General features: G+C 70.7%; 27 protein-coding genes and 1 pseudogene. 16 read left to right on the top strand and 12 right to left on the bottom strand.

Going from position 1 to position 26,072, the window contains the following annotated elements; all coding sequences use genetic code 11:
* Nucleotides 1-525: pseudogene (locus HPY23_RS18265) on the bottom strand (hypothetical protein); the annotation flags it as partial.
* 213 nt (nucleotides 526-738) lie between these two features.
* Here HPY23_RS18265 and HPY23_RS18260 point away from each other — a divergent pair.
* The 6 genes from HPY23_RS18260 to HPY23_RS18235 all read left to right on the top strand — a co-directional run bounded on the left by HPY23_RS18260 (nucleotide 739) and on the right by HPY23_RS18235 (nucleotide 7,090).
* On the top strand, nucleotides 739-1,449 hold the full coding sequence (locus HPY23_RS18260) for an SGNH/GDSL hydrolase family protein (protein WP_091883308.1): 711 nt from the start codon (nucleotides 739-741) through the stop codon (nucleotides 1,447-1,449).
* Between the two features lie 376 nt (nucleotides 1,450-1,825).
* Complete coding sequence (locus HPY23_RS18255; RefSeq protein WP_091883305.1) at nucleotides 1,826-3,394, top strand: PAS domain-containing sensor histidine kinase; 1,569 nt, start codon at nucleotides 1,826-1,828, stop codon at nucleotides 3,392-3,394.
* 77 nt (nucleotides 3,395-3,471) lie between these two features.
* Complete coding sequence (recO, locus tag HPY23_RS18250; protein WP_091883302.1) at nucleotides 3,472-4,212, top strand: DNA repair protein RecO; 741 nt, start codon at nucleotides 3,472-3,474, stop codon at nucleotides 4,210-4,212.
* A 98-nt stretch (nucleotides 4,213-4,310) separates the two neighbouring features.
* Nucleotides 4,311-6,572, top strand: coding sequence for a DNA topoisomerase IV subunit A (parC, locus tag HPY23_RS18245; RefSeq protein WP_060846593.1), 2,262 nt, complete (start codon nucleotides 4,311-4,313; stop codon nucleotides 6,570-6,572).
* 18 nt (nucleotides 6,573-6,590) lie between these two features.
* Nucleotides 6,591-6,899, top strand: coding sequence for a hypothetical protein (locus HPY23_RS18240; protein ID WP_060846592.1), 309 nt, complete (start codon nucleotides 6,591-6,593; stop codon nucleotides 6,897-6,899).
* Nucleotides 6,896-7,090 carry a hypothetical protein gene (locus HPY23_RS18235; protein WP_060846591.1) on the top strand — a complete coding sequence of 65 codons (195 nt, stop codon included), beginning with the start codon at nucleotides 6,896-6,898 and terminating at the stop codon, nucleotides 7,088-7,090. The genes HPY23_RS18240 and HPY23_RS18235 overlap by 4 nt, the downstream gene beginning before the upstream one ends.
* Nucleotides 7,091-7,487: 397 nt before the next feature.
* On the opposite strand, the gene HPY23_RS33620 is transcribed toward HPY23_RS18235, so the two are convergent.
* The 10 genes from HPY23_RS33620 to HPY23_RS18180 form a co-directional block, all read right to left on the bottom strand.
* Entirely contained in the window at nucleotides 7,488-7,808 is a 321-nt protein-coding gene (locus HPY23_RS33620; RefSeq protein WP_200601747.1) for a DUF2268 domain-containing putative Zn-dependent protease, read from the bottom strand.
* A gap of 160 nt (nucleotides 7,809-7,968) precedes the next feature.
* Nucleotides 7,969-8,220, bottom strand: a complete 252-nt coding sequence (locus tag HPY23_RS18220; protein WP_139234995.1) for a hypothetical protein — start codon at nucleotides 8,218-8,220, stop codon at nucleotides 7,969-7,971.
* A 66-nt stretch (nucleotides 8,221-8,286) separates the two neighbouring features.
* Nucleotides 8,287-8,970: a ribulose-phosphate 3-epimerase gene (gene rpe / locus HPY23_RS18215; RefSeq protein ID WP_091888619.1), complete on the bottom strand. Its 684-nt coding sequence runs from the start codon at nucleotides 8,968-8,970 to the stop codon at nucleotides 8,287-8,289.
* Between the two features lie 99 nt (nucleotides 8,971-9,069).
* Complete coding sequence (gene infA / locus HPY23_RS18210; RefSeq protein ID WP_048429304.1) at nucleotides 9,070-9,348, bottom strand: translation initiation factor IF-1; 279 nt, start codon at nucleotides 9,346-9,348, stop codon at nucleotides 9,070-9,072.
* A 254-nt stretch (nucleotides 9,349-9,602) separates the two neighbouring features.
* Nucleotides 9,603-10,730, bottom strand: coding sequence for a branched-chain amino acid ABC transporter substrate-binding protein (locus tag HPY23_RS18205; RefSeq protein ID WP_060846587.1), 1,128 nt, complete (start codon nucleotides 10,728-10,730; stop codon nucleotides 9,603-9,605).
* A gap of 255 nt (nucleotides 10,731-10,985) precedes the next feature.
* Complete coding sequence (locus tag HPY23_RS18200; RefSeq protein WP_060846586.1) at nucleotides 10,986-11,333, bottom strand: DUF6867 family protein; 348 nt, start codon at nucleotides 11,331-11,333, stop codon at nucleotides 10,986-10,988.
* Entirely contained in the window at nucleotides 11,333-12,115 is a 783-nt protein-coding gene (locus tag HPY23_RS18195; RefSeq protein WP_091888621.1) for an ABC transporter ATP-binding protein, read from the bottom strand. Before HPY23_RS18195 ends, HPY23_RS18200 begins: the two co-directional genes overlap by 1 nt.
* Entirely contained in the window at nucleotides 12,112-12,987 is an 876-nt protein-coding gene (locus HPY23_RS18190) for an ABC transporter ATP-binding protein (protein ID WP_276530191.1), read from the bottom strand. The genes HPY23_RS18195 and HPY23_RS18190 overlap by 4 nt, the downstream gene beginning before the upstream one ends.
* The gene (gene livM, locus HPY23_RS18185) at nucleotides 12,987-14,405 is read right to left on the bottom strand and encodes a high-affinity branched-chain amino acid ABC transporter permease LivM (protein WP_091888623.1); all 1,419 of its coding nucleotides are present in this window, start codon (nucleotides 14,403-14,405) and stop codon (nucleotides 12,987-12,989) included. The genes HPY23_RS18190 and livM overlap by 1 nt, the downstream gene beginning before the upstream one ends.
* A complete protein-coding gene (locus tag HPY23_RS18180) occupies nucleotides 14,405-15,325 on the bottom strand; it encodes a branched-chain amino acid ABC transporter permease (protein WP_048429299.1) in 921 nt (306 codons plus the stop codon). Before HPY23_RS18180 ends, livM begins: the two co-directional genes overlap by 1 nt.
* Before the next feature lie 240 nt (nucleotides 15,326-15,565).
* On the opposite strand from HPY23_RS18180, the gene HPY23_RS18175 reads away from it, so the two are divergent.
* From HPY23_RS18175 to HPY23_RS18130, 10 genes are all read left to right on the top strand, one after another.
* A complete protein-coding gene (locus HPY23_RS18175) occupies nucleotides 15,566-16,042 on the top strand; it encodes an SRPBCC family protein (RefSeq protein WP_091888625.1) in 477 nt (158 codons plus the stop codon).
* A gap of 257 nt (nucleotides 16,043-16,299) precedes the next feature.
* Nucleotides 16,300-16,794: a (2Fe-2S)-binding protein gene (locus HPY23_RS18170; RefSeq protein WP_091754170.1), complete on the top strand. Its 495-nt coding sequence runs from the start codon at nucleotides 16,300-16,302 to the stop codon at nucleotides 16,792-16,794.
* A 306-nt stretch (nucleotides 16,795-17,100) separates the two neighbouring features.
* Nucleotides 17,101-19,470, top strand: a complete 2,370-nt coding sequence (locus tag HPY23_RS18165; RefSeq protein ID WP_091888627.1) for a xanthine dehydrogenase family protein molybdopterin-binding subunit — start codon at nucleotides 17,101-17,103, stop codon at nucleotides 19,468-19,470.
* 20 nt (nucleotides 19,471-19,490) lie between these two features.
* Nucleotides 19,491-20,291: an FAD binding domain-containing protein gene (locus HPY23_RS18160; RefSeq protein ID WP_091888629.1), complete on the top strand. Its 801-nt coding sequence runs from the start codon at nucleotides 19,491-19,493 to the stop codon at nucleotides 20,289-20,291.
* Nucleotides 20,292-20,582: 291 nt separating this feature from the next.
* A complete protein-coding gene (locus HPY23_RS18155) occupies nucleotides 20,583-21,485 on the top strand; it encodes an AAA family ATPase (protein WP_091888631.1) in 903 nt (300 codons plus the stop codon).
* Complete coding sequence (locus HPY23_RS18150) at nucleotides 21,482-22,690, top strand: vWA domain-containing protein (protein WP_091888633.1); 1,209 nt, start codon at nucleotides 21,482-21,484, stop codon at nucleotides 22,688-22,690. Before HPY23_RS18155 ends, HPY23_RS18150 begins: the two co-directional genes overlap by 4 nt.
* Nucleotides 22,691-22,736: 46 nt before the next feature.
* Nucleotides 22,737-23,060, top strand: coding sequence for an XdhC family protein (locus HPY23_RS18145; RefSeq protein WP_091888635.1), 324 nt, complete (start codon nucleotides 22,737-22,739; stop codon nucleotides 23,058-23,060).
* A complete protein-coding gene (locus tag HPY23_RS18140) occupies nucleotides 23,057-23,755 on the top strand; it encodes an XdhC family protein (protein ID WP_091888637.1) in 699 nt (232 codons plus the stop codon). The genes HPY23_RS18145 and HPY23_RS18140 overlap by 4 nt, the downstream gene beginning before the upstream one ends.
* Nucleotides 23,752-24,786, top strand: coding sequence for a molybdopterin-binding protein (locus HPY23_RS18135; protein ID WP_091888639.1), 1,035 nt, complete (start codon nucleotides 23,752-23,754; stop codon nucleotides 24,784-24,786). The genes HPY23_RS18140 and HPY23_RS18135 overlap by 4 nt, the downstream gene beginning before the upstream one ends.
* A complete protein-coding gene (locus HPY23_RS18130; protein ID WP_091888641.1) occupies nucleotides 24,779-25,372 on the top strand; it encodes a nucleotidyltransferase family protein in 594 nt (197 codons plus the stop codon). Before HPY23_RS18135 ends, HPY23_RS18130 begins: the two co-directional genes overlap by 8 nt.
* A 5-nt stretch (nucleotides 25,373-25,377) precedes the next feature.
* Here HPY23_RS18130 and HPY23_RS18125 read toward each other — a convergent pair whose 3' ends face one another.
* On the bottom strand, nucleotides 25,378-26,007 hold the full coding sequence (locus HPY23_RS18125) for a LysE family translocator (RefSeq protein ID WP_091888643.1): 630 nt from the start codon (nucleotides 26,005-26,007) through the stop codon (nucleotides 25,378-25,380).
* Nucleotides 26,008-26,072 lie beyond the last annotated feature (65 nt).

The following is a 26,072-nucleotide window of genomic DNA, read 5'->3' as shown; positions in this document are numbered from 1 at the left end:
CACCGGCGCCGGGGTCTCGCGGGGCGTCGCCACCTCCCGGGCCGCGACGCCCTGCTTGGCCGCCGGCACCGGACGGGGCGTCTCCGGGACCTTGGCGGGGGCCGGGGGCGGCGCGACCAGGGCGGTCCCGGTCGCGGCCACGTCGGCGGAGGACGCCGGAACGGAGAGGGAGGCCGGCGGCGCGGCCGGCTTCGGATCGAGCAGGGCGACGGCTGCGGCCGGCGGCGTCGCCGGCGGGATCTCGACCTTGCGCACGGTCGGAGCCGGGCCCGTCCGCAGGGCCGGGATGCCGTCCTTGATCTCGGGCATGTCGGCGACGCGGCCGAAATGGACCTCGGTCGGCTTGGGCCGCAGCAGCGCGCTGATCGTCGGATAGGACGCGACGGCCAGCCCCGCGCAGCCGCCGATCCCGGCCACGGCCAGGGCGGCCAGCACCGCCGGACGCCCGAGGCGCGGCATCGCGCGCCCGGACGCGTCCTGGCGGGGTGCGCGCACCTCGGACGGGTCGATCTCCACAGGCTTCATGGCGCGGGCTCTCCGTTGACCTGCCCTCAACCATGATCTGAACCACCGAATCAGGCGTGAAGATGTCGGGGGAAAACGCCGTGCCTGTGGATAACCGGCGGATGACGAGCCGGCAGCCGGCGTGCGTCGCGATTGACAGGCCCGCGTCCGTCAGCGCTTGTGCGCCCGCATCGGGGGCGTCGGGATCGGACGCGGCGGGTGCGAAAAAGAATTTTGGGAGTCGCCGCGGCGGCCGTCCTGGTGGCGGTGGGGCTCGGCGGATACCTGCTGGTCGGCCATCGGTCCGATGGCGGCCAGGGCGTGGCCGCGTTCCGGGAGGCGCGGGCCTTCGCGGTCTCCGGGGTGCTCAAGCAGATCGTGGGGCCCTACAGCCTGCTCCTCGGGGATTCGCAGATGGAGCGGCTCTACTTGCCGACCCTGTGCGGGCACCCCGCCGTCAACGGCGCCATCGCGGGCACGCGGACCTCGGGCCTGCGGGCCGTGGCCGGCTGGATCACGCTGCCGCGGCCCCCGGACGCGATCGTGGTGACGATCGGCACCAACGACCTCACCGAGCGCCAGCGCGCCGGCCATCCCGGGGCGGCCGAGCAGTTCCGGGCGGAGGTGCGGGCGCTGTTCGCCGAGCTGGCGCCCCGGGCGCAGGCCGTCGTGGCGACGCCGATCCCGCCCCTCGATGCCGGGCGCCCCGGCGTGACGCATTTCTACGACGTCGCCGCCGCCGGCACCTATTCGGGCATCATCGAGGAGGAGTGCCGCCGGGCCGGCTGCCGGTTCGTCGACGCCTTCGCGGACCTGCGCGACCCGGCCGGGATGCGGCTGTCGCCGGACGGGGTCCATCTCGGCCTCGATGCGCGGTCCCGCGACCGCGTCGCTGGGCGGATCGAGACCGCCGCCTGCCCGGGGCTCGCCGCCCGCGCGCCGTAACCGGGCAGGATGCAAGCAGCGAGGCCATGACAGGCCCCGCCTCTACTTCAACGGGTGCGCCGTTGCCTGCCGGGCGCCGCCCGGAGACTGCAGAGCCTGGTTCGGACCTCGCTCGCCCAGCCTATTTCCGGCAGGAGGGCCGCAAGTGCCCGCGTGATGTCGGAGCCCCGGCGACAGGTCATGACATCGCGGCGAATTTACCCGGGAAAGCTTTGGGAGTCTCCGTAATGCTCTTGGACAAAACGCGCCCCTAGGTTAGCAGAAGCCTGTGTCGGGATTTACCCGATTCGGCGGGACGCGAAAGGCGTCCGGCCGCGTGGCAGCCGCCGAGGCGGACGCCGGTCTCCCCACCGCGGGCGATCGGAGAGGAGAGCAGATGACGGCGCGCACCGCGCATCCGATCGAGGGCGTACCGGTCGCCGGACCGGACGACGCCCTCGGCCGTGCGCCGCCGGAGCGCCCGCCGGGACCAGCCTCCCCGGCGTCGCACGCGCTGCTCGACGCCCTGCCGCAGAAGGTCTGGGTGCTCGATCAGGCCGGTGCGGTCAGCTTCGCCAACCGGGCGGCGCGGGAGATCGGGTCCGGCCACGGCGAGCCCGACGGTTGGGACGGCGCCGTCCATCCCAAGGACCGCCACCGCGTCGCGGCGGCCCGCGCCTCGGCGATCCGCTCCGGCCAGCCCTACGACCTCACGATCCGCCTGCGCGACGCCAGCGGGCGCTGGCACTGGCACCAGACCGACCTGGTGCCGGTCCGCGAGGGCGCCGCCGTCACCGGCTGGATGATGACCGCCGCCGACGTCGACGACGTCGTGGCCGACAACCAGGCGCTCGAGGCCACCACCAACCTGCTGCTCCTCACCCACAAGGCCGCCGGCGTCGGGCTGTGGGACTGGAACATGCGCACCGGCGCGCTCTCCCTCTCGGCCGAGGGCGCCCGGCTGCACGGCCTCTCGGCCCAGGCCTGCACCATCACCTCCTCGGCCTGGACCGGGCTGGTCCACGCCGACGACCGCGCCATGCTGTGGGACGCGGTGACCCGGGCGGTCACCACCCGCACCCCGTTCTCGGTCGACGTGCGGGTGACCTCGGAGCTCGGTGGCACCCGCTGGATCCAGAGCCTCGGTCGCGTTCTCGACGACGCCCACGGCATGAGCGGGCGCATCGTCGGCCTCACCCTCGACATCACCCCGCGCAAGCGGGCCGAGCAGGCCCTCTCGACCGCCAAGGAGGGCGCCGAGCAGGCCAACCGCGCCAAGTCGGATTTCCTGGCGATGATGAGCCACGAGATCCGCAACCCGCTCAACGCGGTCCTCGGCTACACCGAGCACATGCTCACCCGCTCGCGCGAGCCCGAGACCCTGCGCCACCTCGCCGCCGTGCAGGAGGCCGGCGAGATCCTGATCCGGGTCGTCGACGACGTGCTCGACGTCGCGCAGATCGAGGCCGGCCAGGTCGTCCTCGACCCGGAAGCCTTCCTGCTCGCCGACCTGCTGGAGGGCACCGCCGCCGTGGCTCGGGGCGCCGCCGCCCGCAAGGGCGTGGCGGTGGAGGTGGTGCGCGACCCCGCGACCCCGCCCATGGTGCTCGGCGATGTCGGGCGCCTGCGCCAGGTGCTGCTCAACCTCCTGACCAACGCGGTCAAGTTCACGCCGGCCGGGCGGGTCGTCCTGTCGGTGAGCCCGGAGACCGGGCGGAGCGGGGAGGGGCGGATCCTGTTCGCGGTCAGCGACACCGGCATCGGCATGTCGGCGGCGCAGCAGGAGCGGCTGTTCGTGCCCTTCGGCCAGGGCGACGAGTCGATCCGGCGCCGCTACGGCGGCAGCGGCCTCGGCCTGGTGATCTGCCGCCACCTCGTCGAACTGATGGGCGGCCGGATCGACGTCGCGAGCGAGCCCGGGCGCGGCACCCGCATCTGGTTCGCCGTGATGCTGCCGCCGGCCTGACGGCCGATGTGGATCGAAGACGGGCGCCCGCATGAAGCCCGTTCGGCTTTTCGCCCGCGAGACGCTATCTAGCGTCGATGCAGTGGACGGATGACGGGCTGGTCCTCGGGGCGCGGCGGCACGGCGAGACCAGCGTCGTCCTCGAACTGATGACGGCCGAGCACGGCCGCCATCTCGGGCTCGTCCATGGCGGGCGCTCGCGCCGGATGCAACCGGTGCTCCAGCCCGGCAACCTCGTGCGGGCGGTGTGGCGGGCGCGGCTCGACGAGTCGCTCGGCGCCTACGCGGTCGAGCCGATCGAGAGCGCCAGCGCCCGGCTGATCGGCTCGCGGATCGCCCTCTACGGGGTCGGTTACGCCGCCGGGCTGATGCGGCTCCTGCCCGAGCGCGATCCGCACCCGGCCCTGTTCGCCGCCGCGCGCGTGCTGATCGAGCATCTGCACGAACCCGAGCTGGCCCCCGCCCTGATGGTCCGCTTCGAACTGGCGATGCTCGCCGAACTCGGCTTCGGCCTCGACCTGTCGGCCTGCGCCGCCACCGGTGCCAACGAGTACCTCGCCTATGTCTCGCCGCGGAGCGGGCGGGCGGTGAGCGCGGCGGCCGGCGAGCCCTGGCGCGACCGGCTCCTGGCGCTGCCCGACTTCCTGGTCGACCGGCCGGACCGGCGCGGCCTCAACGTGCCGACGCCCCGGGAGGTCAAGCAAGGCTTTACCTTAACGGGTTATTTCCTCGACCAGCACATCTGGAGGCCGAACGATCTCGCCGAGCCGGAAGAGCGGGTGCGGTTCGTGGCCTTGGGGACCGCCGGGGCGGACTGACCCGCAGTCCCGACCCTGGCCGCGTTCCTGGCCATCGGTCGATGTTCGTGTTATGTTCTGGTCTTGAGACCGCCGAAATCGTGAGTTGATCTGCGCCCATGGGAAAGCCCTTCGAGCCACCCTCCGATCGCGACGGGATCGAGAACGTCGACCTGAAGGCGGCGCTCGAGGAGCGCTACCTCGCCTACGCGCTCTCGACCATCATGCACCGGGCGCTGCCGGATGCCCGCGACGGCCTCAAGCCCGTGCACCGGCGCATCCTGCACGCGATGCGGCTGCTGCGCCTCGATCCCGGCAGCGCCTACAAGAAGTGCGCCCGCGTCGTCGGCGACGTGATCGGCAAGTACCATCCCCACGGCGACGTCGCGGTCTACGACGCGCTCGTGCGCCTCGCGCAGGACTTCGCCCAGCGCTACCCGCTGGTCGACGGCCAGGGCAATTTCGGCAACATCGACGGCGACAACCCGGCGGCGCAGCGGTACACCGAGTGCCGGATGACCGAGGTCGCCCGCCTCCTCCTCGAGGGGATGGACGAGGACGCGGTCGATTTCCGCCCGAACTACGACGGGCAGGAAGAGGAGCCGGTGGTCCTGCCGGCGGCCTTCCCGAACCTGCTCGCCAACGGCTCGCAGGGCATCGCCGTCGGCATGGCGACCTCGATCCCGCCCCACAACGTGGCGGAGCTGTGCGACGCGGCGCTCTACCTCATCGGCCACCGCGACGCGACGTCGGAGCAGCTGACCACCTTCGTCAAGGGACCGGACTTCCCGACCGGCGGCATCGTCATCGATTCCGCCGCCTCGATCTCCGAGGCCTACCGCACCGGGCGCGGGGGTTTTCGGGTCCGGGCGCGCTGGCAGAAGGAGGATCTCGGCCGCGGCACCTGGGTGGTGGTCGTCACCGAGATTCCCTACGGCGTGCCGAAGGCCCGGCTGATCGAGAAGATGGCCGAGCTTCTCCACGAGAAGAAGCTGCCGCTGCTCGCCGACGTACGCGACGAATCGGCCGAGGACGTGCGGGTGGTGCTCGAGCCGCGCTCGCGCACCGTCGACCCCGTGGTGCTGATGGAATCGCTGTTCCGGCTCACCGAGCTGGAGAGCCGTATCTCGCTCAACATGAACGTGCTCGTCGGCGGGACGGTGCCGCGGGTGATCGGCCTCGCCGAGGCGCTGCGCGAGTGGCTCGACCATCGCCGTGTCGTGCTGCAGCGCCGCTCGCGCCACCGCCTCGCCCAGATCGAGCGGCGGCTCGAGATCCTCGGCGGCCTGCTCATCGTCTATCTAGACCTCGACCGGGTGATCCAGATCATCCGCGAGGAGGACGAGCCGAAGGCCGAGCTGATGCGGGTCTTCGAACTCACCGAGCTGCAGGCCAACGCCATCCTCGACACCCGCCTGCGCAGCTTGCGCAAGCTCGAGGAGATGGAGCTGAAGCGTGAGTTCGACACGCTGACCGCCGAGAAGGCCGACCTCGACGGCCTGCTCGGTTCCGACGACCTGCAGTGGAAGGCGATCACCAAGCAGATCCGCGGCGTGCGCAAGACCTACGGTCCCGAGACCCCACTCGGCCGGCGCCGCACCACGCTCGAAAACCCGCCCGACACCTCGGGCATCGACTTCTCCGAGGCGATGGTCGAGCGCGAGCCGATCACCGTGATCGTGTCGCAGAAGGGCTGGATCCGCGCGCTCAAGGGCCACGTCGCCGACCTCTCGGCGGTGCAGTTCAAGGGTGACGACACCCTGAAGGTGAGCTTCCCGACCGAGACCACCGCCAAGATCCTGGTGCTGGCCTCGAACGGCAAGGTGTTCACGCTGGAGGCCGCCAAGCTTCCGGGCGGGCGCGGCTTCGGCGATCCGGTCCGCCTGATGGTCGACATGGACGAGGGCTCGGAGATCGTCACCGTCTGGGCCCACAAGCCCGGGGTGAAGCTCCTGCTCTGCACCACCGACGGGCGCGGCTTCGTCACCCCGGCAGACGGGCTCGTCGCCAACACCCGCAAGGGCAAGCAGGTGATCGGCCTCGACGAGCCGGCCACCGCGAGCCTCGTCGTCGAGGTGGGGGAGGGCGACCACGTCGCCGCCTGCGGCACCAACCGGCTCATGACGGTGTTCCCGCTGGCGGAAATTCCCGAGATGGTCCGCGGCAAGGGCGTGCGGCTGCAGAAGTACCGCGACGGCGCCCTCGACTCCGTCGTCATCTTCCGCCTCGCCGACGGCCTCACCTGGCCCGACAGCGCCGGGCGCACCCGGACTGTGGCGGGCGAGGAGCTGGCGAAGTGGATCGGCCATCGCGGGGGCGCCGGGACGATGGCGCCCCGGGGCTATCCCAAGGTCGATCCGAGCAAGGCCGGTCGTCCGTGACGGAGGCCCGGATCGCGCATGGTGGGTGGACCGCGACCCCGAGGGGACGGCGACCGGGAGGGTGACCCGGAATCCGACGAGGCGCGCGAGAGGGCCGAGCTCGCCCGCGACATCCTCGTCCACAACGAGCAGGTGAAGCTGACCGCCAACCTGATGAATATCGGAGCGGCGGGCTTCACCATCACGGGCATCGTCGCCCCGCTCACCGCCGCCATGGCGGCGACGGGCCGCGTCACTGCGCCCGCCCTGGCGCTGATGGCCGTTTGGTTCGTGCTCGGCGTTGGTCTACACTTCGGTGCGAGGCTGACGTTGACGACCCTGCGATGATGAGCCTGACGACCTACGCCCTGGTCCTGGTGCCGTGCCTCGTTGCAGGCACCGCGGCGCTCGGCCTGATGACGCTCCGCCGCTCCGCCGCCCGGCTCGACCGGCGGGCGGCAAAGGTCGCGGTGGAGGCCGCCCCGCCCCGGACCCCGCGGGTGAATCCGGGGGCAGTCCGGCGGGCGATCGGGCGCTGACCGTCGGGATGCGGACGGCCCGTCTCGCAGCGGCCGTCCTGGCCGTCGTCCTTCCGGTCGCGACGGCATTCGCCGAAGTCTCGGACAAAGTTGAGGAGACACGCGCGGGTCAGTGGAACGTCACTTGGGCCCTTCTCGCGATGACCGCGGTTGCGGCAGCGAGCGGATGGCGCCGGGCGTTGCTGCTATGGCCGGTCACCGCGATCTGGAGCTCGATCGTGTTCTGGACGGTTTGGGAATGGTCCGGCGAGATCAGGCGGGAAGGGGAGTCGGCTCTGCTTTGGGAGAGCGGAGCGATGGCCGCGGCATTGCTCCTCACGCCGCTCCTGCTAGCCGGACTCGCGCGACGCTGGCAGCGGACCAAGGCATCGTCGGCGTAGTCGAATCTTCGTCCGTCTCAGCACCGTTCACGACGCAGCCAGTGCAGGTCCCGCTGCTCCACCGCCAGCGTTTCCAAGATCGGCACGAGCACCAAGATCGGCGCGAGCACCGGCCACGCCTCCTCGGCCGATAGCGTCGCGGCCTCCGAGGCGGTCATGCCTCGTGTAGCGAGGTACCGCCGGACCAGCTCGTAGCCGAGCGAGTAGCCGCCGCTCCACGGCCGGGCGGGATCGGAACGGTCGCCGTAGAAGCAGCGGTTAGGGTCGTAATCGTGCCTGGACCTAGCCCACCCCTCGCGTGCGAGGCCGGCATGTGCCGCCAGGCGAGGACCGCGCACTGCGAGGGCGTAGTTGTATCGGGCAACCGATCTCCTCCTGAAAGCATTGCGCCAGCCCTTCGGCCAGGAGATTGGCGCCGAGCGTGCCGGGCGGACCCGGCCCAGGGAATCGGCGCAGGTGATGCCGTTCGTGGGCCAGCGTCGTCGTCAGCTGTTCCGATCAGGAGGGAGTCCAGGCGTCCAGGTCCGCCGTATCGACGCCGATCGTCAGGCGCGCGATGCCATGCGCGTAGGCATTGAGGTTCCAGCCCGGGATGAGCCAGTGGGTCGGAGCGATGACGACATCGACCCGGTCGAGGCCGAGATGTGGGACGATCCCGGCGGCTGCGGTGTCCAGGCACCCGACGATTCGATCGAGCATGCCAGGCGGACATTCCGCTACGGCATCGAGTGCGATGAACCGGATCGTCACGGCGCAGTCCGAAACCGAGAGCCGGCGATTACCTGCGGCCAGTGACGATCCGCCCGCGAGCCGGCTTCACACCCACTGCCCCATGGCCCCCTCCGCCGCTCGGCGGATCGCCGCGATGTTGGGGCCGTAGGCCTCGCGCCCGCCCTTGAATGTGGCCGAGCCGGCGACCAGCGCGTTCGCGCCCGCCTTCACGACGGCCGGCGCGGTCTCCGCGGTCACGCCGCCATCGACCTCGATGTCGATGTCCCGGCCACCGACCATCGCGCGCACGCGCGAGACGGTCTCGCAGACCGAGCCGATGAAGCTCTGGCCGCCGAAGCCGGGATTGACGGTCATGCACAGCACGAGGTCGACCATGTCGAGCACCGGCTCGATCAGGCTCGCCGGCGAGCCCGGATTGATGGCCACGCCCGCCTTCTTGCCGAGCGCCCGGATGGTCTGCAGCGAGCGATGCAGGTGGGGGCCCGCCTCGGCATGGACCGTGATGATGTCGGCGCCGGCCTCCGCGAAGGCCGCGAGGTAGGGGTCGGCCGGGGCGATCATCAGGTGGACGTCGAACACCGCGCTGGTGTGCGGGCGCAGAGCCTTCACCACGACCGGGCCGAAGGTGAGGTTGGGCACGAAATGCCCGTCCATCACGTCGATATGAACCCAGTCGGCCCCGGCCGCGACCACGTCGCGGACCTCCTCGCCGAGCCGCGCGAAGTCGGCCGAGAGGATCGAGGGGGCGATCACCAGGGGACGGGTCATGGCGGGCCTCGCAAGGGTAGGGACGCAGGGACGCAAACGCGCAAAAGGCCAGGGTTCACACCCCAGCCCAGCGCAGACACAGGTCTATGGATGGACGGATCAGCGCCGGCGGAACTGGCTGCCGCCGCGGAAGGGCGGACGCGGGCCCGAGGAACGCTCGTCCTTGTGGCGAAACACCAGACGGCCCTTCTCGAGGTCGTAGGGCGACATCTCGACGGTGACGCGGTCGCCGGCCAGAGTCTTGATGCGGTTCTTCTTCATCTTGCCGGCCGTGTAGGCCACGATCTCGTGGCCCTGGTCGAGCTGCACGCGGTAACGCGCGTCCGGCAGGATCTCGAGCACGAGACCGTCGAACTGCATCAACTCTTCTTTCGCCATTCACACTCTCCACCCGGGTCGCCGTCGCGGTCGGCGCCGCCGGGAGCACATCTTCGAAACTGGGTCGCGACGCGGCCGGCCGTACGGGTGCTCGGCCGAGGTGCCGGGCGCGCTGATGGCCTTCTAACGCTTACCCGTGCATGTAAGGTGAGGCGTTGGGACGCGCAAGCCGTGGACGTGACGAACGCACGGCTTCGTCAACGGAAAAAGGCCCGGCGCGCGGGCGCGCCGGGCCGGTCCGGAGAGACCGGACTTTACTGGGTCTGCTCGTTGCCGGTGTAGTCGATCCGGCCGTCGGCACCCTTCTTCCACATGTACATGACGTAGTCGGGACGGGTGATGTCGCCCTTCTTGTCGTACGAGATGTCGCCGATCACGGTCTTGAACGGCTTGCCCTCGAGCATGTAGCCGGCGACCTTCTTGCCGTCGGTCGACTTGGTGGCCTCCATCGCGGCCTTCAGGATCTGGACGGCGGCGTAGGAGTAGAGGGTGTAGGCCTCGGGATCGATGTTCTTGGCCTTGAAGGCCGCGACCACGTCCTTGGCGTTCGGATTCTTGCGGGCGTCCGGCGAGAAGGTCATGAGCGTGCCGTCGGCGCCCGGGCCGGCGATCTGGGCGAACTCCTTGTCGGTGATGCCGTCGCCGCTCATCAGCGGGGCGTTGAGGCCCTGGTCGCGCATCTGGCGCACGATCAAGCCGGCCTCGGTGTGCAGGCCGCCGTAATAGACCACGTCGGCCTTGGCCTGCTTCAGCTTCGACACCAGGGCCGAATAGTCCTTCTCGCCCGGGTTGATGCCCTCGAACACCACGTCCTTGCCGCCCTTGGCCTTCAGGGCCTTGAGGGTCTCGTCGGCGAGGCCGCGGCCGTACGGGGTCTTGTCGTGGACGAAGGCGATGTTCTTGCCCTTGAACTTCTCGGCAAGCCAGGCGCCGGCGACCGCGCCCTGCTGGTCGTCGCGGCCGCAGGTGCGGAAGGTGTTCCACAGCTTGCGGTCGGTGTATTTCGGGTTGGTCGAGGCCGGGGTGATCTCGACGATGCCGGACTCGGCGTAGACGTCGGAGGCCGGGATCGAGACGCCGGAGTTGAAGTGGCCGACCACGGCCTTCACGCCGTCGGCGGCGAACTTGTTGGCGACCGAGACGCCCTGCTTGGGGTCGGAGGCGTCGTCGCCGATGACGAGGACGATCTTCTGGCCGTTGATGCCGCCGGCCTTGTTGATGTCGGCGACCGCCTGCTCGGCACCGTTCTTGAGCTGGGCGCCGAAGGCGGCGTTGTTGCCGGTGATCGGGCCGGCCACGCCGATCTTGATCTGCGCCTGCGCCGATCCGGCAAAGGCGAAGGTGGCCGCGAGGGCGAAGCCGGCCAACAGCGTGCGCTTCATCTCAGTACTCCTCTGGATCGACGGTAACGTCGGGCTTTCGGGCCCTTTCGGCCGGAAGACCGGGGTGTGGGGACCCCGGATCGTGGTGCCGGGACGACGCGGCGCGTCCCGGATCTATGGCGGCGCGCCCCGTGCGGGGCGCGGGGCTCCGGCTCCCGGAGCATTTCCCGACGAAGTGGAAACCGGTTCGTCGAAAAAATGCGACAAGACAAAGACTTAGAGAGCTTCCCGATTGCAGCGCGATCGTGAAGCGCCCTAGGCCTTCGCCCGCCAGGAGAGGGGACCGCTGCGCTCGTAGAGCCAGCGGTACTGGGTCGTCATCTGCCGGGCGCGGGTGGCGCGGTAGCCGGCCGAGCCGATGAGCAGGAGCACGATCGTGTCGACCACGTAGTAGTGCGGCGACAGGAACGAGCCCTCGAACAGGGCGTGGTGGATGAAGCGCACGGCGACGCCCAGCAGCAGCAGCGACAGGATCGCCTGCCAGTACGGCTTCCAGCCGAGCGCGATGCCGCGCCCGATCATCCAGGCCATCCAGCCGCCCATCACCACCGTGACGAGGAGGAAGAGCCAGATCGTGCTCTCCTCGTAGAGGATCCCCTGCATCAGTGCCGTCCTCCCTCGAGATAGGCGGCCTTCACCGACGGGTCGTCGAGGAGCTGCTTGCCGGTGCCCGACATGGTGATGGTGCCCGTCACCATGACGTAGCCGCGATGCGCGAGCTTGAGGGCGTGGTAGGCGTTCTGCTCGACGAGGAACACCGTCATGCCGTCGCGCTCGTTGAGCTCCTTGATGGCGGAGAAGATCTGCTTGACGATGAGCGGGGCCAGCCCCAGCGACGGCTCGTCGAGGAGGAGCAGCCGCGGCCGGCTCATCAGGGCACGGGCGATGGCCAGCATCTGCTGCTCACCGCCCGACATGGTGCCGCCGCGCTGGTAGAGCCGCTCCTTGAGGCGCGGGAACATCACGCATACCCGCTCCAGGTCCTGCTCGAAATGCGCGCCGCCGTTGACGGCCGCCCCCATCTGCAGATTCTCGTAGACGGTCATCCGCGGGAAGATCCGCCGCCCTTCCGGCGACTGCGCCAGGTTGAGGCGGGCGATCTCGTGGGTCGGCATCTTCGTGATGTCCCGGCCCGCATAGGTGATCGTGCCCTCGCGCGCCCGGGGGCTGCCGAAGATCGTCATCATCAGGGTCGACTTGCCGGCGCCGTTGGCGCCGATCAGCGTAACGATCTCGCCCTCGTTGACGTCGAGGTCGACGCCCTTGAGCGCGATGATGTTGCCGTAATAGGTCTTGACCCCCCGCACCGTGAGGAGCGGGGCCCGGGTGCCGGCGGCCCGGGCGCGGGTCTCGTCCTGAAGGACGTTGATGCCGGCGACGCTCATACTCCCACCTCCGCGTCGACCTGCTCCACCTCGTCGTCCTCGACGCCGAGATAGGCGGCGATCACGCTCTGGTCGCTCTGGATCTCCGACGGCGTACCATCGGCGATCTTGGTGCCGTAATCGAGCACCACGACGTGGTCGGAGATCTCCATCACCACCGACATGTCGTGCTCGATCAGCAGGACCGAGGTGTCGTGGTCGTCGCGGATCGCCCGCAGCAGGTCGTTGAGCAGCAGCGATTCCCGCGGGTTGAGGCCGGCGGCCGGCTCGTCGAGGCAGAGCAGGACCGGGTCGGTGCACATGGCGCGGGCGATCTCGAGCCGGCGTTGGTCGCCGTAGGGCAGGGCGCCGGCCGGATCGTCGGCCCGGTCCATCAGGTGGATGCGCGTCAGCCAGTCCTTGGCCCGCTCCACCGCCGCCGCCTCGGCCCGCCGGTACGACGGCAGGCCGAGCAGCCCGCCGATCGTGAAGCCCGACGAGACCATCAGCGGGTTGTGCTGGGCCACCAGCAGGTTCTCCAGCACGGTCATGCCGGTGAACAGCCGGATGTTCTGGAAGGTGCGGGCGACCCGCGCCGTCCGGTTCACCGCGTAGCCCGGCAGCTGCTCCAGGAGGTATTCCGACCCGTCGCGGTGGCGAAGGGTCATCATGCCTTCCGTCGGCTTGTAGAAGCCGGTGATGCAGTTGAACACCGTGGTCTTGCCGGCGCCGTTCGGGCCGATCAAGGCCGTGATGTCGCCGCGGCCGACCTTGAACGACAGGTCGTTGACGGCGACGAGGCCGCCGAACCGCATGGTGACGTGGTCCACCGTCAGGACCGGGTCGGCCATGCGGGGGGAGGCGAGGGACGAGGAGGACATCGGGGCCGACATCAGCCGTGGCCCTCCTTCACGAGGGAGCCCGAGATGCGCTTGCGCTCCTTGAGGACGATCGAGGGCGCGCGTTCCGAGATCAGGCCGCGGGGGCGCCAGATCATCATCACCACCATGGCGAGGCCGAACAGGAGCAGGCGGTACTCGCTCGGATCGAACCCGTCGCCGAACACCGCCTTGAGGAAGCCGAGGTTGCGCAGGAGCTCGGGACCGCCAACCATCGCCACCGCGGCGATGGCGACGCCGATCTGCGAGCCCATGCCGCCGAGCACCACGATCGCCAGGATGATCGCGCTCTCGAGGAAGTTGAAGCTCTCCGGGCTGACGAAGCCCTGGCGCACGGCGAAGAACGAGCCGGCGAAGCCGCCGAACATCGCGCCGAGCGCGAAGGCCGTGAGCTTGGTGTTGGTGGTGTTGATGCCGAGCGAGCGGCAGGCGATCTCGTCCTCGCGCAGCGCCTCCCAGGCCCGGCCGATCGGCAGGCGGCGCAGCCGCAGGGTGACGCCGTTGGTGATCAGCGCCAGCGCCAGGATCAGGTAGTAGAGGAAGATCACCCGGTGCATCGGGCTGAAGTCGAGCCCGAACTTGGCCGCGAACCCGTCCTCGTCCGCCGTGAACGGGACCCCGAAGAAGGTGGCGCGCGGGATCGACGAGATGCCGGCGGCGCCCCCGGAAAAATCGGTCCAGTTGATGAGCACCAGCCGGATAATCTCGCCGAAGGCGAGCGTCACGATGGCGAGGTAGTCGCCGCGCAGGCGCAGGACCGGGAAGCCCAGCACCATGCCCCACAGGCCCGCGAACAGGCCGGCGAGCGGCAGGCAGACCCAGAACGACAGACCGAACACCGTCGACAGCAGGGCGTAGGAATACGCGCCCACCGCGTAGAACGCGACGTAGCCGAGATCGAGGAGGCCCGCGAGCCCGACCACGATGTTGAGGCCCCAGCCCAGCATCACGTAGGTGAGGATCAGGATGCCGAGGTCGATCCAGTAGCGCGACTCCCCGAGGCCTCCGGTGCCGAGCACCGCCAGCAGCGGGAAGGCGAGCGTCACGCCGAGGAAGGCGGGCAGCGCGTAGGACGAGACCTTCTGCGAGGCGTTCGGCTCGGCGTGGACCGCCTCCGTCGCCTGGGTCGGCGAGGGGGTCAGCGCCCGTCGGGCGTCGCGGTTGGCGACGATGAGCCGTTGGGCGAGCCGCGCCGCGAACACGAGCCCGCACAGGATCGCGACGAGGCCCCAGCGCGGCACGAGGTCGAGGGCCGCCGTCTGGCTCAGATCGGTGCGGAAGGCGATGATCGGCACGCACAGGCCGAAGGTGACGAGCGCGAACAGCGCCGCGTCCTTGACGATCGCCGCCATGTCGGGGGCGGTGCGGTCGGCGGCGGGCGTAGCCGCCAGGGTGTTGGCCGGGTTCGCCATCAGACCTTCTCGACCTCGGGCCGGCCGAGGATGCCGGAGGGCATGAAGATGAGCACGATCGCGAGGATCGAGAACGCCGCGACGTCCTTGTACTCGATGGAGAAGTACGCCGACCAGAAGGTCTCGATCAGGCCGATGAGGAGACCGCCGAGCACCGCGCCGGGCAGGCTGCCGATGCCGCCGAGCACCGCGGCCGTGAAGGCCTTCACGCCGGGCGTGAAGCCGTCCGAGAACGAGACGACGCCGTAATAGAGGAGGTACATCGTGCCGGCGACCGCGGCCAGCGCCGCACCGAGCACGAAGGTAAGCGAGATGGTGCGGTCGACGTCGATGCCGAGAAGCGCCGCCATCTTGCGGTCCTGCTCGCAGGCGCGCTGCGCGCGGCCGAGCGGGGTCTTCTGCACCAGGTACCAGAACCCGGCGAGCAGCACGACCGTCGTCAGCATGATGATGATCTGCTTGTAGGACAGCGCCACGGCGTAGCCGTTCTCGCCGGTCCACAGCGTGATCACGTCGCGCATCATCGGCGGGGTCGGCTTGTTGCGGGCGCCCTGCACCACCTGGACGAAGTTCGACAGGAAGATCGAGACGCCGATCGCCGAGATCAGCGGCGCCAGGCGGAACGAGCCGCGCAGCGGCCGGTAGGCGATCCGTTCGATCGACCAGCCCCACAGGGCGGTGAGCGCCATCGCGACGATCAGCACGATCAGCAGCGCCAGGGCGATCGACGAGATGCCGAGCCAGGTCGTGACGATCAGGAAGGTGATCAGCGCGATGAAAGCCGAGAGCATGAACACGTCGCCGTGGGCGAAGTTGATCATGCCGATGATGCCGAACACCATCGTGTAGCCGATGGCGATGAGGCCGTAGATCGACCCTAGCGTCAGCCCGTTGATGAGCTGCTGCGCGAAGACCTCCATGCGGTCACGTTCTCCGTTCGCGGGCCTCGCGGCCCGGACCTCCCCGAGCCGCGCCCCGTCATCCGGGTGTCACGGCCGTCCCTTGCGGCGAGGCTTAGCAAGCACCGCACCACTCTACAATCCGGTGCCGCCGGGTAGGTGTGCGATTGATCGGCTGGTCCTGACGCTACGGCTCCGCTACCCTTCCCGGCGACGCCCGGTTACGAGACCGGCAACCACATTGGGGAGGAGGACGCCGCCATGGCGATGACGATGACCGGCGAGGTCGTGCTGCCCGCCGACCAGCAGACCGTCTGGGAGAAGCTCAACGATCCGGACGTGCTCAAGCGCTGCATTCCGGGCTGCGAGACGCTCGAGAAGGTTGGGGACAACGAGCTCCAGGCGTCGGCCAAGATCGCGGTCGGCCCGGTCAAGGCGACCTTCAAGGGCAAGGTGACGCTCACCGACATCGACCCGCCGAACGGCTACCGCATCAGCGGCGAGGGCCAGGGCGGCGTCGCGGGCTTCGCCAAGGGCGGGGCGGTGGTGCGGCTGGAGCCCGCCGAGGGCGGCCAGACCAAGATGACCTACGACGTCGAGGCCAGCGTCGGCGGCAAGATCGCCCAGCTCGGCGGACGCCTGATCAACGGCGTGGCGAAGAAGTACGCCGACAACTTCTTCGACACGTTCGCCAAGGAGGTCCAGGGCGGCGCTGCGGACGAGACCTCGGCGGCCTGAGGCGGTTTTCGATCGTCCGCGATCAACTTGTTGCGAGGCGAATGGGCACCGTGACCGGAATCGGCCGGAAACGGCCGGTTTGGGCGCCAAAAAGCCGGGGCGTCGCGCCTTGACCGGCGCTTGCGGGCGGTCGACACTCGAATTCGAGCGATTCCAGAGAGGCACGGCCGGCCCGGCCACCACGAGCGACAGGGTCCACCAGAAGGGCCCGCGGGTCTTCGGCCAAGGTGTCCTGGTCCAGGAGGAGGACGTCACCCATGAGCGCTGTCAGCCTGACGGTGAACGGCAAGGCCGTGACCGCCGACATCGATCCGCGCACGCTGCTGGTGCAGTACCTGCGCGAGACCCTTCGCCTCACCGGCACCCATGTCGGCTGCGATACCAGCCAGTGCGGCGCCTGCGTGGTCCACCTCGACGGCGAGGCGATCAAGGCCTGCACCGTGCTCGCCGTGCAGTGCGACGGCCGGTCGGTCACCACCATCGAGGGCCTGGCCTCCGGCGGCGAGCTGCACCCGATGCAGGCGGCCTTCCGCGAGCACCACGGCCTCCAGTGCGGCTACTGCACCCCCGGCATGATCATGACCGCCGTGGACCTGGTGCGCCGCAAGGGCAACGCGCTGGACGAGCAGACCATCCGGCACGAGCTGGAGGGCAACATCTGCCGCTGCACCGGCTACCACAACATCGTCAAGGCGATCGCGGCCGGCGCCGAGAACATGGCGGCCGAGCCGCAGAAGGTCGCGGCGGAGTAGCACTGCCCTGAACCCTTCCCCCTCCGCGGGGGGAGGGTGCCCGGCGGAGCCGGGCGGGAGAGGGGGCGACGCTTCCGCGGAGGTCGCGCGCTCTATGAAGGGCGCCCACTGTCTCAGCATCGCGCAGCCCCTCTCGGCGGAACTTCGTCCCGCTGCGCTCGCCACCCTCCCCCGCGGAGGGGGAGGGTTTGCAACCTGCGCTCTACAAAAATCGTCCGCGCCATCCGGACCAACAACACGCCATCCAAGAACGAGGCCGGCCCCGACGCGCCGGCCCACCAGGCCAGATCCGGGAGACTCAACGCCATGACCGCCACGGGTATCGGCGCCTCGGTGCGCCGCAAGGAAGACCAGCGCTTCATCACCGGCAAGGGCCGCTACGTCGACGACTACAACCGTCCGGGCCAGGCCCACGCCTACTTCCTGCGCTCCCCCCATGCCCATGCCACGATCCGCGGCATCGACACCGCGGCCGCGTCGGAGATGCCCGGCGTCGTCGGCATCCTCACCGGCGAGGACCTGGCGGCCGACAAGGTCGGCGGCCTGATCTGCGGCTGGATGATCCATTCCAAGGACGGCACGCCGATGAAGGCCGGCGCCCACCCGGCGCTGGCGCAGGGCAAGGTGCGCTACGTCGGCGACCACGTCGCGGTGGTCATCGCCGAGACCCTGGCCCAGGCCAAGGACGCCGCCGAGGCCATCACGGTCGATTACGACGTGCTGCCCGCCGTGGTCGAGACGGCGAAGGCCGCGGGCGCCGGCACGGTGGTGCACGACGTCGCCCCGGACAACACCGTCTTCAACTGGCATCTCGGCAACCCGTCGGACGTCGAGGCGGCCTTCGCCCGCGCGGCGCACGTCACCAAGCTCGACATCGTCAACAACCGCCTGGTGCCGAACCCGATCGAGCCCCGCGCGGCGGTGGGCGAGTACGACGAGGCGGAAGAAGCCTTCACCCTCTACACCACGAGCCAGAACCCGCACGTCGCCCGCCTCGTGCTCTCGGCCTTCATCGGCATCGCGCCGGAGAACAAGCTGAGGGTGGTGGCGCCCGACGTCGGCGGCGGGTTCGGCTCGAAGATCTTCATCTACGCCGAGGAGACGGTCTGCGTCTGGGCGGCCAAGAAGGTCGGCCGGCCTGTGAAGTGGACGAGCGACCGCACCGAGGCCTTCCTGTGCGACGCCCACGGCCGCGACCACGTCACCCACGCCGAGATGGCGATGGACGAGGGCGGCAAGATCCTGGCGCTGAAGGTCCACACCATCGCCAATCTCGGCGCCTACCTGTCGACGTTCTCGTCGTCGGTGCCGACCTACCTCTACGCGCCGCTGCTGTCGGGCCAGTACAACATCCCGGCGATCTACTGCGAGGTGGATGGCGTCTACACCAATACCGCGCCGGTCGACGCCTATCGCGGCGCCGGTCGGCCGGAGGCGACCTTCGTCATCGAGCGGCTGGTCGAGGTCGCGGCGCGCGAGCTGAACCAGGACCCGGCGAAGTTCCGGCGCAAGAACTACGTCAAGAGCTTCCCGCACCAGACGCCCGTCATCATGATGTACGATGGCGGCGACTATGCCGCCTCCCTCGACAAGGCGCTGGAGATCGCCGACCACAAGGGCTTTCCCCGCCGCCGGCGCGAGAGCGCCCGCAACGGCCGCTTACGCGGCATCGGGTTCTCGTCCTACATCGAGGCCTGCGGCATCGCTCCGTCGCAGGCGGTGGGGTCGCTGGGTGCCGGCGTGGGCCTGTGGGAATCGGCCGAGGTGCGGGTGAACCCGACCGGGTCGATCGAGGTGCTGACCGGCTCGCACAGCCACGGGCAAGGGCACGAGACCACCTTCGCCCAGCTCGTCTCCGACCGGCTCGGCGTGCCGATCGAGAGCGTCACCATCGTGCACGGCGACACCGACAAGGTGCAGTTCGGCATGGGCACCTACGGCTCGCGCTCCGGCGCGGTCGGCATGTCGGCCATCGCCAAGGCGATCGACAAGGTGGTGGCCAAGGGCCGCAAGGTCGCGGCCTACGCGATGGAAGCGGGCGAGGACGACATCGAGTTCAAGGACGGCCGCTTCTCGGTCGCCGGCACCGACAAGTCGCTCGCCTTCGGGGAGGTGGCGCTGCAGGCCTACGTCGCCCACAAGTTCAGCGGTGCGCAGCTCGAGCCCGGCCTGAAGGAGGGAGCGTTCTACGATCCCACCAACTTCACCTTCCCGGCCGGCATGCACATCTGCGAGCTCGAGGTCGATCCCGATACCGGTGTCGTCACCATCGAGAAGTTCACGGCGGTGGACGATTTCGGCAACGTCATCAACCCGATGATCGTCGAGGGCCAGGTCCATGGCGGCATCGCGCAGGGCGTCGGCCAGGCCCTGTTCGAGGGCGCGCTGTACGATTCCGACGGCCAGCTCGTCACCGCGAGCTTCATGGATTACCGCATGCCGCGGGCGGCCGACCTGCCCTCGTTCGAGGTCGGCATGACGGTGACGCCGTGCCCGTCGAATCCGCTCGGCATCAAGGGCTGCGGCGAGGCCGGCGCCATCGCGGCGCCTGCCGCCGTGATGAATGCCCTCACCGACGCGCTCGGCCACGAGAACATCGCGATGCCGGCGACCCCGCTGGCGGTGTGGCGGGCGGCGCAGGCCAGCCCCCACCTGCGCCCGGAAGCCGCCGAATAAGATCAAGTCTGGAGAGCATCATGTACGCTTTCGCCTATCACCAGCCGACCAGCCTCAAGGACGCCGCGAGCCTGCTCGCCGGCGAGGACGCCAAGCTCGTCGCCGGCGGCCACACCCTGATCCCGACGATGAAGCAGCGCCTGGCCGCCCCCGGCACGCTGATCGACCTCGGCAAGGTGCCGGACCTCGTCGGCATCGAGCGCAGCCCGCGCTCGATCACCATCGGGGCGATGACCACCCACGGCGCGGTGGCCGATTCGGCCGACGTGAAGGAGGCGATCCCCGCGCTCGCCGAGCTCGCGGCGCTGATCGGCGACCCGGCGGTGCGCCACCGCGGCACGATCGGCGGCTCGGTCGCCAACAACGATCCGGCGGCGGACTACCCGGCCGCCTGCCTCGCGCTCGGCGCCACGATCAGCACCAACAAGCGCAAGCTCAGCTCGGAAGAGTTCTTCACCGGCCTGTTCGAGACCGCGCTCGAGGAGGGCGAGATCGTCACCGGCGTCTCGTTCCCGATCCCCCACAAGGCGGCGTACGAAAAATTCCGCAACCCGGCCTCGCGCTACGCCCTCGTCGGCGTGTTCGTGGCCAAGCGCCCGAGCGACATCCGCGTCACGGTGACCGGCTCCGGGTCCAACGGCGTGTTTCGCTGGACCGAGGCCGAGGAGGCTTTGGGCAAGCGCTTCGCCGCGAAGTCGCTGGAGGGGATGTCGCCGTCGGCGAGCGGGCTCAACAGCGACATCCACGCGGACGCCGATTACCGGGCCCACCTGATCGGCGTGATGGCGCGCCGCGCGGTGCAGAAGGCGGCGGATCGGTAGGGCACCACCCCAACCCTCCCCCCTCTGCGGGGGAGGGTGGCCTACGGAGTAGGCGCAGCGGGACGCAGTCCCGCCGAGAGGGGCAGCGCGACGCTGCTCCAGCTGGCGACTGTCATGAGGCGCGCGGCCTCTCCGGAAGCGGCGTCCCCTCTCCCGATCCCCGCTGAAGCGGCGGCCATCCTCCCCCGCAGAGGGGGGAGGGTTTGATCGGCGGCGTTCCGCTCCAAATAGCTATCGTCAAAGCAAGCTGGCGGAAGCCATCCATCACCCGCGAGAAGCCCCCTCCGCCGAATGACCCTGCCCCCCTCCATCGACGCCACCCAGGCGATGCTCACGTCGGCCGGCTACGTCGCCGACCGGGCGCTCTCCACGGTGGTTTTTCTGTCGCTCAAGCTGCAGCGTCCGCTCTTCCTCGAAGGCGAGGCGGGCGTCGGCAAGACCGAGATCGCCAAGGTGCTGGCCAAATCTCTCGGCCGGCCGCTGATCCGCCTACAATGCTACGAGGGGCTGGACGTCGCGGCCGCGGTCTACGAGTGGAACTATGCCGGCCAGATGATGGCGATTCGGCTGGCCGAGGCCGGCGGCGGCGTCGACCGCGAGCGGCTCGAATCCGACCTCTTCTCCGAACGCTACCTGATCCGCCGGCCGCTGCTCCGGGCGCTGGAGCCCGGCGAGGGCGGGGCGCCGGTGCTGCTGATCGACGAGCTCGACCGCACCGACGAGGCCTTCGAGGCGTTCCTGCTGGAGGTGCTGTCCGACTTCCAGGTCACGATCCCCGAGCTCGGGACGATCCGCGCGCCCGAGCCGCCGCTGGTGATCCTGACCTCGAACCGCACCCGCGAGATCCACGACGCGCTGAAGCGCCGCTGCCTCTACCACTGGGTCGACTACCCGGACGCAGAGCGTGAATTGCAGATCCTGCGCACCCGCCTGCCGCATGCGCCGGAGGCCTTGTCGCGCCAGGTCGTCGCCTTCGTGCAGGCGATCCGCAAGGAGGACCTGTTCAAGGCGCCGGGCGTCGCCGAGACGCTGGACTGGGCGACCGCCCTCGTGGAACTCGACGCCGTCGCCCTCGATCCGGCGTTCGTCATCGACACGCTCGGCGTTCTCCTGAAGTACCAGGACGACATCCAGGCGATGCAGGGCGGGCGGGCGAAGGCGCTCCTCGACGAGGTGCGGTCCTCCGCCGGATGAGCGAGGCGCAAGCGGGCTCCGGCCGGCTCCCGGACAACATCGCCTACTTCGCCCGGGCCCTGCGCGCGGCCGGGGTGCCGGTCGGGCCCGGCGACGTGATCGACGCCGTCGCGGCGGTCGAGGCCGCCGCCATCGGCACCCGCGAGGATCTCTACTGGACGCTGCACGCCGTGCTGGTGCGCCGGCGCGAGCATTCGGCCCTGTTCGCCGAGGCTTTCCGGCTGTTCTGGCGCCGGCGCGACCTCATCGAGAAGATGATCGCCCAGATGTCGCCGGTCGCCCCCGACAAGGCGCCGCCCAAACCCCCGAATGCCGGGGCGTTGCGGGTGCAGGAGGCGCTGTCGCCGAAGACGGAGAAGCCCAAGCCCAAGATCGCCGAGGAAGACCTCACCACCGTCACCCTGTCGGTGTCGCAGGCCGAGGTGCTGAAGGCAAAGGACTTCGCCCAGATGAGCGCGGAGGAGGTGGCGCAGGCCCGCCGCCTGATCGCGAGCCTGCGGCTTCCCGACGACGCCACCCGGACCCGGCGGTTCGAGGCCCGGCCGCGCGGGCGCATCGATCCGCGCCGCAGCTTCCGGCGTACGGTGCGGGCCGGCGGCGCGATCGATCTCGCCTTCCGGGCACCCCGCGAGCGGCCGCCGCCGATCGTGGCGCTCTGCGACATCTCGGGCTCGATGGCGGAGTATTCCCGCCTGTTCCTGCACTTCCTGCACGCCATGAGCGAGCAGCGCCGGGTGCACAGCTTCGTCTTCGCGACGCGGCTCACCAACATCACCCGCGAGCTGACACGCCGCGACCCCGACGAGGCGCTGTCGCGCGCCAGCGCCCGGGTGCAGGATTGGGAGGGCGGCACCCGCATCGCCGAGGCGCTGCACCTGTTCAACCGGCACTGGTCGCGCCGGGTGCTCGGCGGCGGCGCGGTGGTGCTGCTGTTCACCGACGGGCTCGAGCGCGAGGTGACGCCGGAGCTGACCCATGAGATGGACCGGCTGCGGCGCTCGTGCCGGCGGCTGGTGTGGCTCAACCCGCTCCTGCGCTTCGAGGGCTTTTCCGCGCGAGCGAGCGGCATCCGGGCGATGCTGCCGCATGTCGACGATTTCCGGCCGATCCACAGCCTGTCGGCGATGGCCGACCTCTGCCGCGCGCTCAGTGCGCAGCAGCCGCGCGGCCGCTCGCCGAAGACGTGGTTGCGCGAGGCCGGCTAGATCCTACCTCCTGTGAGGGGCTAACGGCCCTGGAGACGTTTGTCCGATGCTCTCGACCGACACCGACATCCTCGCCACCGCGGAGGCCTGGCGCGAGGCCGGCCGCGGCGTGGCGCTCGCCACCGTGATCGAGACCTGGGGCTCGGCCCCGCGCCCGGTCGGCTCGCACCTGATCATCGACCAGGAGGGCAACTTCCTCGGCTCGGTCTCGGGCGGCTGCGTCGAGGGCGCGGTCATCGCCGAGGCCGCCGACGTGATCGAGGACGGCCAACCCCGGGTACTCGAGTTCGGCGTCGCCGACGAGACCGCTTGGCGGGTCGGCCTGTCCTGCGGCGGGCGCATCCGCGTGCTGGTCGAGCCGGTCGCGTGAAGCTCGACATCCTGCGGGAGATGAACCGGGAGCGCGCCGCCCGCCGCGCCGTCATCCTGGTCACCGACACGGTCGACGGCACGCAGCGCCTGGTGCGCGAGGCCGAGGCCGCGGCCGATCCGCTGGCTGCCGAACTCGGCGCCCGATTCCGCTCGGGCAAGAGCGGGATCGTCGAGGCGGACGGCCGCTCGCTGTTCCTCACCGTGCAGGTGCCGCCGCCGCGGCTCGTGGTGATCGGCGCCGTCCACATCAGCCAGGCGCTGGCGCCGATGGCGCAGGCGACCGACCTCGACGTCACCATCATCGACCCGCGCACCGCCTTCGCGACGCCGGAGCGCTTTCCGAACGTCGCCCTGCTGCCGCTCTGGCCCGACGACGCCCTGGCGCAGCTGCCGGCCCTCGACCGCTACACCGCGGTCGCGGCCCTGACCCACGACCCGAAGATCGACGATCCGGCGCTGATCGCGGCGCTGAAGGCCGAGTGCTTCTATGTCGGGGCGCTCGGCTCTCGGAAGACGCACGGCAGGCGCGTCGAGCGCCTGACCGCCGCCGGTCTCACGGAGGAGCGGATCGCCCGCATCGCCGCGCCGATCGGCCTCGACATCGGCGCGGTCAGCCCGGCCGAGATCGCCGTCTCGGTGCTGGCCCAGGTGATCGCGGCCTTGCGGCAGGATCGCCGCCGGGCCCCGGCATGAGGTTCGGCCCGGTCCCGATCGGAGAGGCCGCCGGCCTCATCGCGGCGCACTCCGTGCGGGCCGGCGACGCGGTGGTGAGGAAGGGCCGGCCGATCGCCCCGGACGACGCCGCGCGCCTCGAAGCCGCCGGCGTCGGCGAGGTGGTGGCGGTCGTCCTCGAGCCGGGCGACGTCGGCGAGGATGAGGCGGCGCAAAGGCTCGCCGCGGCCGTCGCGGGACCGGGCGTCGGCGCCGAGCCGCCCTTCACCGGCCGGGCCAACCTCCATGCCGCGCAGGCCGGCCTGCTCTGCCTCGACGAAGGCGTGATCGGCGCGGTGAACAGGGTCGACGAGGCGGTCACCCTCGCGACCCTCGTGCCGTTCAAGCCGGTGGTGCCCGGCGAGATGGTGGCGACCGTCAAGATCATCCCCTACGCGGTGCCGGGCGAGGTGCTCGACCGGGCGCTCGCCGTCGCCGCCCCGGCGATCCGGGTTGCGCCCTATCGCCGGAGCCGTGTGGCGGCGATCTCGACCCTGCTGCCGGGCTTGAAGCCGAGCGTCGTCGACAAGACCCTGCGGACCCTCGACGCGCGCCTGGCCCCCGCCGGGGCCCGCATCGTCGGCGAGGCCCGGGTGCCGCACGAGGCCGGCGCGGTGGCGGACGCCCTGCGGGACGCGGTGGAGCGCGACGGTGCGGAACTGGCAGTGGTGTTCGGCGCCTCCGCCATCGCTGACCGGCGCGACGTGATCCCGGCGGGAATCGAGGCCGCCGGCGGCACGGTCGACCATCTCGGCATGCCGGTCGATCCCGGCAACCTGCTGCTGCTCGGCCGGCTCGGCCCGGGTACGGCGAACCCCGTGCCGGTGATCGGGGCGCCGGGCTGCGCCCGCTCCCCGAAGGAGAACGGCTTCGACTGGGTGCTGCAGCGGCTGCTCGCCGGCCTGCCCGTCACCCGCGACGACATCGTCGGGTTCGGGGTCGGCGGGCTCCTGATGGAGATCGTGTCGCGGCCCCAGCCGCGGGACGGCGGGGAGAGCGCCGACGATGCGTGACCCGGTCGGCACCGTGCTGCTCGCCGCCGGGCGCGGCACCCGCTTCGGGGCGAGCCCCAAGCTCCTGAGCGTCCTCGACGGCAAGCCGCTGGTGCGCCACGCCGCCGAGGCGGCGGTGCAGGCCGGCCTCGGCCCGGTCGTGGCGGTGCTGGGTCACGCCGGCGCGCAGGTGCGCGAGGCGCTGGCCGGGCTGCCGCTGACCATTGTCGACAACCCTGATTACGCCGCCGGCCTCTCCACCTCGCTCCGCGCCGGGCTCGCGGCCCTGCCGGAGGCCGTCACGGGGGCGATCGTGCTCCTCGGCGACATGCCCCGGGTCGGATCCGGCCTGCCCGTCCGGCTCGCCGAGGCATTCCGTGCCGCCCCGGTCGCGCCCGCGGCGGTGGTGCCGGTGAAGGACGGCCGGCGCGGCAACCCGGTCCTGCTCAACCGCCGTCTCCTCTCGGCCGGCATCGCCGGCCTCACCGGCGACCGCGGCGCCGGCCCGCTGCTGGCGCGGCGCGACGACGTGCTCGAACTGGCGGTGGACGAGGCCGGGGTGCTGATCGACGTCGATACGCCGGCGGCCCTGGCCGGTCTCGTCTGAGCCGGTCAGACCGGCAGGCGCGTCGTCAGCACCCTCAGGCCGGCCCCGGCGAAGAGCAGGGCGAAGGCCCCCTCGAACCAGCGCCGCAGGCGCAGGTAGGCCCGGGCGATGCGGCCGTGCGAGAACAGCAGCGCGTAGCCGGTGAAGATCGCGGCGCTCTGCAGGCCGACGGCGGCGATCACAAGGATCAGCTCGGCGGCGGAGGTCCGCGGCGACAGCCCGAGCGTGTAGAGCGAGCCGAAGAACAGGATCGCCTTCGGGTTGGTGAGGTGCAGGGCGAGGCCCTTGGCGTAGGCCCGCGGCGCGGAGAGGTCGGCGACCTCGGGCGTCCGCGCCACGGACCCGCGGATCGCGCTGCGGGCCGACCGGTAGGCGAGATACAGCAGGTAGGCGCCGCCGCAATAGCGCATCGCCTCGAGCATCCAGGCGCTCGACGCCATGACGGCCGCAAGCCCGAGGGCCGCGGCGATCGACCAGGCGAGCGAGCCGGTCACGACGCCCAGCGCAAGCGCAAGGCCGGTCCGGCGCCCGGCCTGCATCGCGGTGTCGGCGATCGCGAGGGTCGCGGGCCCGGGGCTCGCGCTGGCGACGAAGGCTGCCGAGAGGATCAGCGGAAGGTTGATCGAGAGGGACATCGCACCGTCCGCCTGCGCCTGGATTGGCCGTAACGCCGGGCTCCGACGGCATCCCGGCGCCCGCG

Source organism: Methylobacterium ajmalii (assembly GCF_016613415.1).
In the GTDB taxonomy this organism is placed as follows: domain Bacteria; phylum Pseudomonadota; class Alphaproteobacteria; order Rhizobiales; family Beijerinckiaceae; genus Methylobacterium; species Methylobacterium ajmalii.
Note: the sequence above shows the minus strand (reverse complement) of the source record. Positions and strands in the feature narration are given on the sequence as shown.

Bases quoted from the DNA above. Each gene is read 5' to 3' on its own strand.
- HPY23_RS18255 (WP_091883305.1), top strand. From the start codon at position 1,826: ATGACGGCGCGCACCGCGCATCCGATCGAGGGCGTACCGGTCGCCGGA.
- recO (WP_091883302.1), top strand. From the start codon at position 3,472: ATGCAGTGGACGGATGACGGGCTGGTCCTCGGGGCGCGGCGGCACGGC.
- parC (WP_060846593.1), top strand. From the start codon at position 4,311: ATGGGAAAGCCCTTCGAGCCACCCTCCGATCGCGACGGGATCGAGAAC.
- HPY23_RS18240 (WP_060846592.1), top strand. From the start codon at position 6,591: ATGGTGGGTGGACCGCGACCCCGAGGGGACGGCGACCGGGAGGGTGAC.
- HPY23_RS18235 (WP_060846591.1), top strand. From the start codon at position 6,896: ATGATGAGCCTGACGACCTACGCCCTGGTCCTGGTGCCGTGCCTCGTT.
- rpe (WP_091888619.1), bottom strand. From the start codon at position 8,970: ATGACCCGTCCCCTGGTGATCGCCCCCTCGATCCTCTCGGCCGACTTC.
- infA (WP_048429304.1), bottom strand. From the start codon at position 9,348: ATGGCGAAAGAAGAGTTGATGCAGTTCGACGGTCTCGTGCTCGAGATC.
- HPY23_RS18205 (WP_060846587.1), bottom strand. From the start codon at position 10,730: ATGAAGCGCACGCTGTTGGCCGGCTTCGCCCTCGCGGCCACCTTCGCC.
- HPY23_RS18200 (WP_060846586.1), bottom strand. From the start codon at position 11,333: ATGCAGGGGATCCTCTACGAGGAGAGCACGATCTGGCTCTTCCTCCTC.
- HPY23_RS18195 (WP_091888621.1), bottom strand. From the start codon at position 12,115: ATGAGCGTCGCCGGCATCAACGTCCTTCAGGACGAGACCCGCGCCCGG.
- HPY23_RS18190 (WP_276530191.1), bottom strand. From the start codon at position 12,987: ATGTCGGCCCCGATGTCCTCCTCGTCCCTCGCCTCCCCCCGCATGGCC.
- livM (WP_091888623.1), bottom strand. From the start codon at position 14,405: ATGGCGAACCCGGCCAACACCCTGGCGGCTACGCCCGCCGCCGACCGC.
- HPY23_RS18180 (WP_048429299.1), bottom strand. From the start codon at position 15,325: ATGGAGGTCTTCGCGCAGCAGCTCATCAACGGGCTGACGCTAGGGTCG.
- HPY23_RS18175 (WP_091888625.1), top strand. From the start codon at position 15,566: ATGGCGATGACGATGACCGGCGAGGTCGTGCTGCCCGCCGACCAGCAG.
- HPY23_RS18170 (WP_091754170.1), top strand. From the start codon at position 16,300: ATGAGCGCTGTCAGCCTGACGGTGAACGGCAAGGCCGTGACCGCCGAC.
- HPY23_RS18165 (WP_091888627.1), top strand. From the start codon at position 17,101: ATGACCGCCACGGGTATCGGCGCCTCGGTGCGCCGCAAGGAAGACCAG.
- HPY23_RS18160 (WP_091888629.1), top strand. From the start codon at position 19,491: ATGTACGCTTTCGCCTATCACCAGCCGACCAGCCTCAAGGACGCCGCG.
- HPY23_RS18155 (WP_091888631.1), top strand. From the start codon at position 20,583: ATGACCCTGCCCCCCTCCATCGACGCCACCCAGGCGATGCTCACGTCG.
- HPY23_RS18150 (WP_091888633.1), top strand. From the start codon at position 21,482: ATGAGCGAGGCGCAAGCGGGCTCCGGCCGGCTCCCGGACAACATCGCC.
- HPY23_RS18145 (WP_091888635.1), top strand. From the start codon at position 22,737: ATGCTCTCGACCGACACCGACATCCTCGCCACCGCGGAGGCCTGGCGC.
- HPY23_RS18135 (WP_091888639.1), top strand. From the start codon at position 23,752: ATGAGGTTCGGCCCGGTCCCGATCGGAGAGGCCGCCGGCCTCATCGCG.
- HPY23_RS18130 (WP_091888641.1), top strand. From the start codon at position 24,779: ATGCGTGACCCGGTCGGCACCGTGCTGCTCGCCGCCGGGCGCGGCACC.
- HPY23_RS18125 (WP_091888643.1), bottom strand. From the start codon at position 26,007: ATGTCCCTCTCGATCAACCTTCCGCTGATCCTCTCGGCAGCCTTCGTC.